The organism is Pseudoflavonifractor sp. An85 (assembly GCF_002161235.1).
GTDB lineage: Bacteria > Bacillota > Clostridia > Oscillospirales > Oscillospiraceae > Enterenecus.
In genome coordinates, this window is record NZ_NFHE01000051.1 from 1 (window position 1) to 8,261 (window position 8,261).

At 45.9% G+C, this 8,261-nt stretch carries 8 protein-coding genes; 2 read left to right on the forward strand and 6 right to left on the reverse strand.

Annotated elements, in window-relative coordinates; translation table 11 throughout:
* Window positions 1-113: 113 nt before the first annotated feature.
* The 6 genes from B5G37_RS13725 to B5G37_RS13750 form a co-directional block, all read right to left on the reverse strand.
* Window positions 114-557 carry a DUF4062 domain-containing protein gene (locus B5G37_RS13725; RefSeq protein WP_087258751.1) on the reverse strand — a complete coding sequence of 148 codons (444 nt, stop codon included), beginning with the start codon at window positions 555-557 and terminating at the stop codon, window positions 114-116.
* Between the two features lie 128 nt (window positions 558-685).
* Window positions 686-1,627: a DUF2971 domain-containing protein gene (locus B5G37_RS13730; RefSeq protein ID WP_087258753.1), complete on the reverse strand. Its 942-nt coding sequence runs from the start codon at window positions 1,625-1,627 to the stop codon at window positions 686-688.
* A 147-nt stretch (window positions 1,628-1,774) separates the two neighbouring features.
* A complete protein-coding gene (locus B5G37_RS13735; RefSeq protein WP_087258755.1) occupies window positions 1,775-2,248 on the reverse strand; it encodes a hypothetical protein in 474 nt (157 codons plus the stop codon).
* 17 nt (window positions 2,249-2,265) lie between these two features.
* Complete coding sequence (locus B5G37_RS13740; protein ID WP_087258757.1) at window positions 2,266-3,399, reverse strand: restriction endonuclease subunit S; 1,134 nt, start codon at window positions 3,397-3,399, stop codon at window positions 2,266-2,268.
* Complete coding sequence (locus B5G37_RS13745) at window positions 3,399-4,895, reverse strand: class I SAM-dependent DNA methyltransferase (RefSeq protein ID WP_087258759.1); 1,497 nt, start codon at window positions 4,893-4,895, stop codon at window positions 3,399-3,401. Before B5G37_RS13745 ends, B5G37_RS13740 begins: the two co-directional genes overlap by 1 nt.
* 4 nt (window positions 4,896-4,899) lie before the next feature.
* Window positions 4,900-5,958 (reverse strand): Fic family protein, encoded by a 1,059-nt coding sequence (locus B5G37_RS13750; protein WP_087258761.1) that lies wholly within the window; start codon window positions 5,956-5,958, stop codon window positions 4,900-4,902.
* A gap of 223 nt (window positions 5,959-6,181) precedes the next feature.
* On the opposite strand from B5G37_RS13750, the gene B5G37_RS13755 reads away from it, so the two are divergent.
* Together B5G37_RS13755 and B5G37_RS13760 are read left to right on the forward strand one after the other, a co-directional pair.
* Entirely contained in the window at window positions 6,182-6,853 is a 672-nt protein-coding gene (locus tag B5G37_RS13755; protein WP_087258763.1) for a response regulator transcription factor, read from the forward strand.
* Entirely contained in the window at window positions 6,841-8,064 is a 1,224-nt protein-coding gene (locus B5G37_RS13760; protein WP_158099439.1) for a HAMP domain-containing sensor histidine kinase, read from the forward strand. Before B5G37_RS13755 ends, B5G37_RS13760 begins: the two co-directional genes overlap by 13 nt.
* Window positions 8,065-8,261 lie beyond the last annotated feature (197 nt).

An 8,261-nucleotide genomic window follows, 5' to 3' on the forward strand; every position in this document is an offset into this window, starting at 1 on the left:
GCTAAAACTTCTTCTTTGTCTGGACATAGTAATGAATCCTCTCTTTCGTATTGATTTTAGTATATCAGATTCATTAAAAATTGTCCGAAAAAGTGTCTTAATTTATGAGACCATTATAGAGACACAACGGAGCCAAGGTTTTCGGGACCCTCCCAATATTTAATCAACTTCTTTTTTGCAAGCTCTTTAAACTCTTCCAGTTCTTCTTGCTTAGCGGGATCATTATCACATTTACCGCTAGGAATATTAGCTGGACTCTTAGGTAAAAAGGAAATAATCGGTTTTCCCGTTTCTAATGCATATTCAAACTCCATTTGCGTGTAGCTAATGCCGTTTTCGTTTATGCTTCCATAGCGTCCTCCAATAATGAGCAGATAATAGTCACAGTCATCGATCACCCTTTTAATCAGTGTCCATTGGTCATCATTAGAGGCAGGGAACAGTTCCATTCCCGCAGGAATACAGTCTAATTCCAGCAACGCCTGCATAACCTCTTTGCGCTCTTCTTGAAGGTCTTCAAAAGTTGAACTCACAAAAACTTGATATCGTTTATCCATACCTTCTACCTCATCTAAAATGTTACTGTTTTGTGTCCTTTTTGATGCGCTAATTCAACACTTTGAAATGATATTGACAATTCATAAAATGTAAATAAGAGCAAAAACCGATCGTATAGCTTTCCTCGCTAATATCTAACAGGCACCTGAGACGATAATATAGCTACATCATAACCGTTTGAAGCAAGTAATTGCTTCAATACATTCACTTGAAGGTTTCGTTGGTTTTCTGTCCCACGAAAAGGCCCGAGAGTAACAGATTCCATTGCTGTTTTATCGATTTCCAGTTCAATATATGGGATGATATACCCAGAATTTGTTCTATACTTTACCGGCAGGACATCTCTGAATTTATTTGCAACCTTTACAATAATTCGAACTTCCTGCTCGTGCTGGAAGTCTTTTTGTTTGAAAAGCATCTTCCACGATGTGAGTTTCATGGAAACAATCGCTCTTACTGAATGATTGTAAGATTCATCGTATTCCCTTGCTATTTCTAAAAGGAATTCTCTCATCAACTTTTCTTGGTCTTCTTTGGTATAAATCACAGGACAAATCTCTATTGACACTCCTGCCTCTACAAAATCATTTATCAGGTTGGAAAAAATGGATTTGGCATTCATCCCCAGATTTATTCCCTCGAACATGTCTCCTTTCGAATAATAATTCCACATAGGGAGCAAATCGTTCGAATGAGAAAAAGATGCAATATATGTCGTGTATTCCCCTCGATGAATTCTGAGCTTCCCATTTTTCCTAACAAGAAATGTTTCATTGGGCGAGGCGTTCACATCCACAATCGCATTAAACAACTCTTCTGAGATTAGTGATTCATTCTTTAGCTTGTGGCATACTTCACGATAGATTTTGTCAACCACAGTTCCCTCAGAGAAATCATTCAGGCAATCAAACTGACTGGCCCATAAAACAATGTGATCCTTTGGACCTAGCAACATTGATTCTATATTTTTCAGAGCCGTGTAGTGAAAAATTTCCCCACTATAATTAGCGTTGTTGGGTATTGCTTTCATACTCAACTTCATTACAAATTTTTCTAATTGGCTTTTCACAAGATAACACACCTCTTTTTATGCATAAACATCTGCATTAGAACTTTCTCATTGTTACATCTTTTCGCGGCTACTATTGAAACAACCATCTCTCCGAAGGCGGTAAATTAGTGGTCTAAGATAAGAAAATCAAAGTTGGTGATACTGTTACCCAATACACCAATTGGTTCGATATGTAATATTCTTTCTTCCTGTTGTTAAGATGAATCGTAAGGCACCCCTTTTTTCCTGGGAATTCCATCTGTATCCTTTTAAACGAATTTTGAAAAGAAGGGTTTTTTGGGGTTCCAGTAGTCGATCATCAATCAAAGTTGTGTTTGGAATTTGTTTGCACTGCCCAATTGTTTTGAAAAAACCGTCTTTTGCAATCAATTTATCTATGTACACCGGACAACTTCCCACGTTACTCACATAGACAGTAGCAATAATTTCATTGGTTTCATCGCTGTCCAAGTAGTGATAAAAACTTAGCTTTTTCTGATATGGCAATCTACCAATCTTTACAGATATGAGTATTGTGATAACTGCTAAAATGGCTGAGATAAACCCTGCGTTGTCATTACAAAGTGCAATGAGATTTTTGGCCAAACCTATAAGATAGCCTAATATGCTACAAAACATAGTTAAAACACCCCCCCTCACCCAAAATATTGCTGCATCAAGGCCTTCTTCAGCGTCTCCAGATTTTCAAAGCTCAGTTTCATATTGGCCTTTTCTTCATTTACCTTCTCGACATATTTACAAAAGTCCAACTGAACATCCATTGTAGGTACAGGCAAACTAATTTTCCTGACTTCTGACAAGTTTAATGTCTTTTGCGCCACTCCTTTTACTTTTTCTTCTATCTGCCTTTGCACATCGTAAGACAAAAGCGCAGAATGAAGATATTGGCTACACACCATATCATGATTGGGTTTTAGGTATGCAATATGGCGTTGAAACAGGAATTTCTTATTGTCTTTGACTATTGCAGGGTGACCATATGAGCCCACCGTTGACAAGAGAATATCCCCCGGCTCAATCGGAGTTCGTTTAATCAGTTCGTCATAGGTTTCTTGTGAAATGTATTTTTCTGTTTCATAAGTAATTTCGTTTGAGATCACGTTAGAAACAAACAAGAACGGTATCCCTTCAGGAACAAACTTAGGCGGTTGATGGGTTCCATCTGTTATGATACTACAAATATCAGAAATGGTCTTTCGCCGATTTTCTTCCTGAAACATCTCCACAAACTTTGCCTTCACCAACAAATCCAGCTTGTCCAACTGCGCCCGGCGCTTGGCAATCAGATCGCTAACCTTGTCCAGCAGGGTGGCAATGCGGCGCTGTTCCTCCAGAGATATATCTGGCACTTGCAAATTTGATAAGGTATCTATTTTTATCCCCTTTATGGTTGCACCTCGCGCTTGCGAAAGCAAAAAATCGTTCTTTGCTATGATGAACTTACATAAAAAAGCTTTATCCCAACTTGCTGTATCAATATCTAATAATGATATAACATCTTGGCTTGTTGACATAGGCCCCGAATTGATAGCAACTTTCCCGATTCCTACTCGTGTACCAATCATAATGGAGTCTTGCGGGACGATCTTAGCAGCGCTCTCTTGAATTGCTTTGTCCGTTATCCACTCGACTGCATTTGTGCTATTAATAATGCCACCATTTAGTGCTACTGTTGTAATCCATGGAATATTTCCTCCAAAAAAGTCTGGATTACTTTTGCTTGGTGTACCACCAGATTGAAATTTGCAAATATCCCCCAATCTCGCCATCACACCATCTCCTCCAGCTCCGCCAGCCCCTTGGTGATCTCCATCTCCAGCTCGTTCAACGCCGCCAGAATCTCCTGGGTGGAGGGGTACTCCACAGGGACATATTCCACCTTTTTGTACTTGTTGATGGACAGATCATATCCATTTTGGGCAATCTCCTCTTTTGGCACTAGGAAGGACTGCTGGGTGCGCTCCCGCTCCTTTTCTCCCTCCCGGTTGTGGAACCGGGTCACGATGTCAGGGATGTCATTGTCCTTGACCTCGGTGCGCTTATCGTCCAGGGAGAAGCCGTCGTCCTTCATGTCGTAAAACCATACATCATCTGTCCCGCCGTGGCCCGTCTTGGTGAACACCAGCACCGCCGTGGACACCCCGGCGTAGGGCTTGAACACTCCGGAGGGCATGGAGATCACCGCCTCCAGCCGGTTGCCCTCCACGATTTCCTTGCGGATGTCTTTATGAGCCTTGGATGAGCCAAACAGCACACCGTCGGGAACGATGACGGCACACCGTCCGCCCACCTTGAGCATCCGCAGGAAGAGGGCCAGAAACAGCAGTTCCGTCTTTTTCGTCTTGCACACCTTCAGCAGGTCAGCGGACACGATGTCCGCATCCAGGCTGCCCTTAAAGGGGGGATTGGCCAGAATCAGGGTATATTTGTCCCGGTCGGTGTTCTGATCGGACAGGCTGTCCCGGTACTCAATATAGGGGTTGTCGATGCCGTGAGTCATCATGTTCATGGCCCCGATGCGCAGCATGGTGCGGTCCATGTCGTAGCCGTGGAACATGTGGTTCATATAGTGATCTTTTTTCACCCGGTCAAAGAAGATCTCCTGCTTGCGGTTCTCCTTCAAGTACTCCCCTGCTGCCACAAGAAACCCAGAGGTGCCACAGGCTGGGTCACAGATCACATCATCCGCCCGAGGAGCCATCATGTCCACCATCATGCGGATGATGTGCCGGGGGGTGCGGAACTGGCCGTTGACCCCGGCGGTGGCAATTTTGGAAAGCAGATATTCGTAGATGTCGCCCCGGACGTCGGCATCGTGAAGCTGCTCTGCCTGGGCGCAAATCTCGTCCATGGCGGTGACGATCTTATCCAGCATCAGCGGGGTGGGGATTTTGAAAATGGCATCCCCCATGTACTTTGCATAGGCGCTGTCCCTGTCGGCGTGGAGGTTCTTGATGAAAGGAAACACCCACTCCTGCATCACCGAGTACATCTGTCCGGCGGGAAAATCATGGAACACGGACCACTTGAGCTGATTGCCCGGAATGGTCCGCTCCCCCACCTGCACCTCATTGGCAAAGATGCTCTTGTGGGGCAGGCCCAGCATGGCGCTCTCCTTAGCTCGCTGGTTGTCGGTGGCGTCCAGGTCGTGGATGAACATGAGATAGGTCATCTGCTCCACCACATCCAGGGGGTTGGTGATGCCGCCGGTCCAAAAGGTCTCCCAAAGGCGGTCAATTTTATTTTTCAGTTCGCCAGTAATCATATGTTTACTCCTTCTCTCGGTTCCAGACATAGGCGGTATATCGTCCGCCGCTGAGTTTCAAAATTTCCCCGCTCTTTTGCAGGTCGGCCAGAGTGCGCTGCACGGTGATCTGGCTGATGTCGGGGCACTGCTTGATAATGTCCGCCTTGGTGATTTTCCCCAGGGTGCCCTTGATAATCTCCCGAATGCGGTCCGGCTTACTCATACCGCTGACCGCCAACGCCTGCACCCGGGTGGAAAACTCCCGATAGGCCGCAGCCACTACCCCCAGGGTATAACGCACAAAGGGGGCGTAGTCATTTTCCTCTTCCAGCCAGCCCTGGGAACTCTGTTGCAGAGCCTCATAATAGGTTTCTTTGCTCTCCTCAATGAGTTTCTCGATACTGATATATTTGCCCACGATATAACCCGCCCGATAGAGGAACAGCAGGGTCAATAGACGGCTCATGCGCCCATTTCCATCGTTGAAGGGGTGAATACAGAGAAAGTCCAGAATGAACATAGGAATCAGCAGCAGTGGGTCCATCTCCCCTGCCCCCACAGCTTCCTCATAGGCCCGACACAGGTTGTCCATGGCCTCCGGTGTCTCCCAAGCTGGGAGAGGTTGAAAGCGCACAGTTTTGTTCCCCTGGGCGTCGGTTTCGGCGATCACATTGTCCGAAGTCTTGTAGTTCCCGCCGTAGGACATACCGCTGAATTTGTAGAGATCCCGGTGGAGCTGCAAAATCATGGAGGATTTGGGCGGGATATAATCAAAGCTCTCATGGATGGTGGACAGCACATCCCGATAACCGGCAATCTCCTGCTCATTTCGGGTGCGTGGAGTAGTCTTGTCCTGCACCAGCTTTTTCAGTCGTTCATCCGAGGTATAGATGCCCTCAATTTTGTTGGAGGCCTCGGTGCTCTGAATCTTGGCGATCTCCACCAGCTTGGTCAGGGTGTCCGCCTTAGCCTCGATAAACAAGGCCTGTTCTCCTTTGTACTCGTGGATTTGGGTCAGCAGGGACACAATATCCGGCGTGAGCAATGTGGCATAGTTTTTTGCAAAGTTGTAGGTTCGCATCTTTGCTCCTCATTCCGTTTCATTTTCATCATTTTGTTTGTAATGATATAATTGAAGTGTACCAGGATTTAATTGCACAGTCAAGGTTTATCTACATCATTTCGATAAAAATGATATAGATAGAACCTGCCTATAAGGATTATTTTTGTCTATGGTTTTCTTTCTTCCATTTGCCATTTCCCGAAAATCAAATTATAATGTGCAACGAAAGAAGGTGTTACACATGGCATATCACATATTGCTGGTGGATGATGAAAGCGAAATCATTACCATGCTTCAACGCTTTTTGCTCCAAAACAACTATCGGGTCAGCTGTGCTATGGATGGAACAGAAGCCATAGAGAAGCTAAGAGAAAAACCAGACTTGATTCTATTGGACATCAACATGCCGCAAATGGATGGAATTGAAACGTGCAAAGCCATCCGCGACATGGTTTCCTGTCCCATTTTGTTTTTAACAGCTCGAGATGAAGATGCCGATAAAATCGAAGGATTCGCTTCAGGGGGAGATGATTACATCACAAAACCCTTTTCCCTGCCTGAACTAAATGCCCGCATCCAAGCACACCTGCGCAGAGAACGCCGCAGCAAGGACATCCAGAGAAAAGTGTTTGGATCAATTACCATTGACTACTCGGCTCGAGAAGTCTTTGTGGGTGACAAAAGCATTCATTTCAACCGCAAGGAGTTTGACATCATTCAGCTGCTGTCTCTCCATCGGGGCCAAACCTTTGAACGTAGCCGTATCTACGACCGGGTGTGGGGGCTGGAAGGCTCCGGGGACGATACGGTAATCATGGAGCACATCCGAAAAATTCGGTTGAAATTTACTCAGGCTGGATGTGAACCATGTATTGAGACAGTATGGGGGATTGGTTACAAATGGGTTGCATAAAGACATGGATGAGCAAAGCATCCATTCCCATGGCGTTCATGGTGTGTGGTCTTGTTTGCTTGGCAGCTGCCCTTTCTCTGACCAAATTGACGGTATGGGTCGCCCAAGTGAGCCGTGCCGAAATTGAAGACAAATACGAAATGACGGTGTATATTCCCCCAGAAGACATGGTTTTCACCGATGAAATTCCGTTGACAGAATCGGATGATATGGCACTCTGGCAAGAGGTCACTTTGGTGGACGCAGAAGATTTTCAGGACGGAGACCGTCAGGCCTATGCCTTCTTTGGAAATTTGGAGGATGTTGCTGCAATTCTGTGGTATTCCATATGTCTGGTACTGGCTGCGTTGATTTTTTATCACTGGAAAATCAAAAAGCCGCTGTCCATTTTGAACCATGCCGCACAGGAGATTACAGACAACAATCTGGATTTTCAAATTGATGACAGTGGAACGGACGAGCTGGGTCGCCTGTGTCACGCCTTTGAGATTATGAGACGGGAACTGGTTCAAAACAACCGGAATATGTGGAACGCCGTGGAGGAGCGCAAACGGCTAAACGCTGCCTTTGCCCACGATTTGAAAACACCTCTCACCGTCATTCAGGGGCATACCGATTTGCTCGTCCATGAACTTGGGGATCATCTGGAGGCACAACCCGAACTTCTGGAGTCCATCACCTCCATTCAAAAGCAAGTAAAGCGCCTCAATTCCTATGTGTCCACCATGGGGGATTTGCAGCGTCTGGAAGATTACGATCCCCGTCCTCGGGAAATTCCTGCCCAGCGCATCACAGAGGCAATCTCAGAAACCGCACAGCTTCTGTTCCCACATGGGGAGGTTGAGTTTCATTCCTCTATCACGGAACAACTGCTGGTGATGGATTTGGAGGCATTCCTACAGATTTACGAAAACATTCTCTCCAACGCCGCCCGATACGCAAAACACAAGATTGCGGTATCTCTGGATCGAGAAGGAGATGTTCTCACACTCTCTATCACAGACGACGGCATCGGGTTTTCCCAAAAAGACTTGCAATACGCTTCTGCTCCCTACTACCGGGGAGAAACACATACACTGGGAAGTACGCCACACTTTGGACTGGGGCTATACATCTGTCATGTTTTGGCGGAAAAACTGGGCGGAAGCCTACACCTTGCAAACAGCACTGAAGGTGGCGCACAGGTCACCGTAAAAATCTGCTGCATTTGAGAATTTGTTGAGATACTTCCATTATGATTCTGGCATAAGGCGAACAGGTCTTATGCCAGAATTTTTTTGGAGGTTATGAGATGAACAAACTGCTAATTCTAGGTATTATTCTTGCTTGGATCCTGATGGGGTGTAGTACGGGCTCCGATGCGCCACCCCCATCCCCCACTCCATCCGCCTCAGCTTCAGCCCTTCCC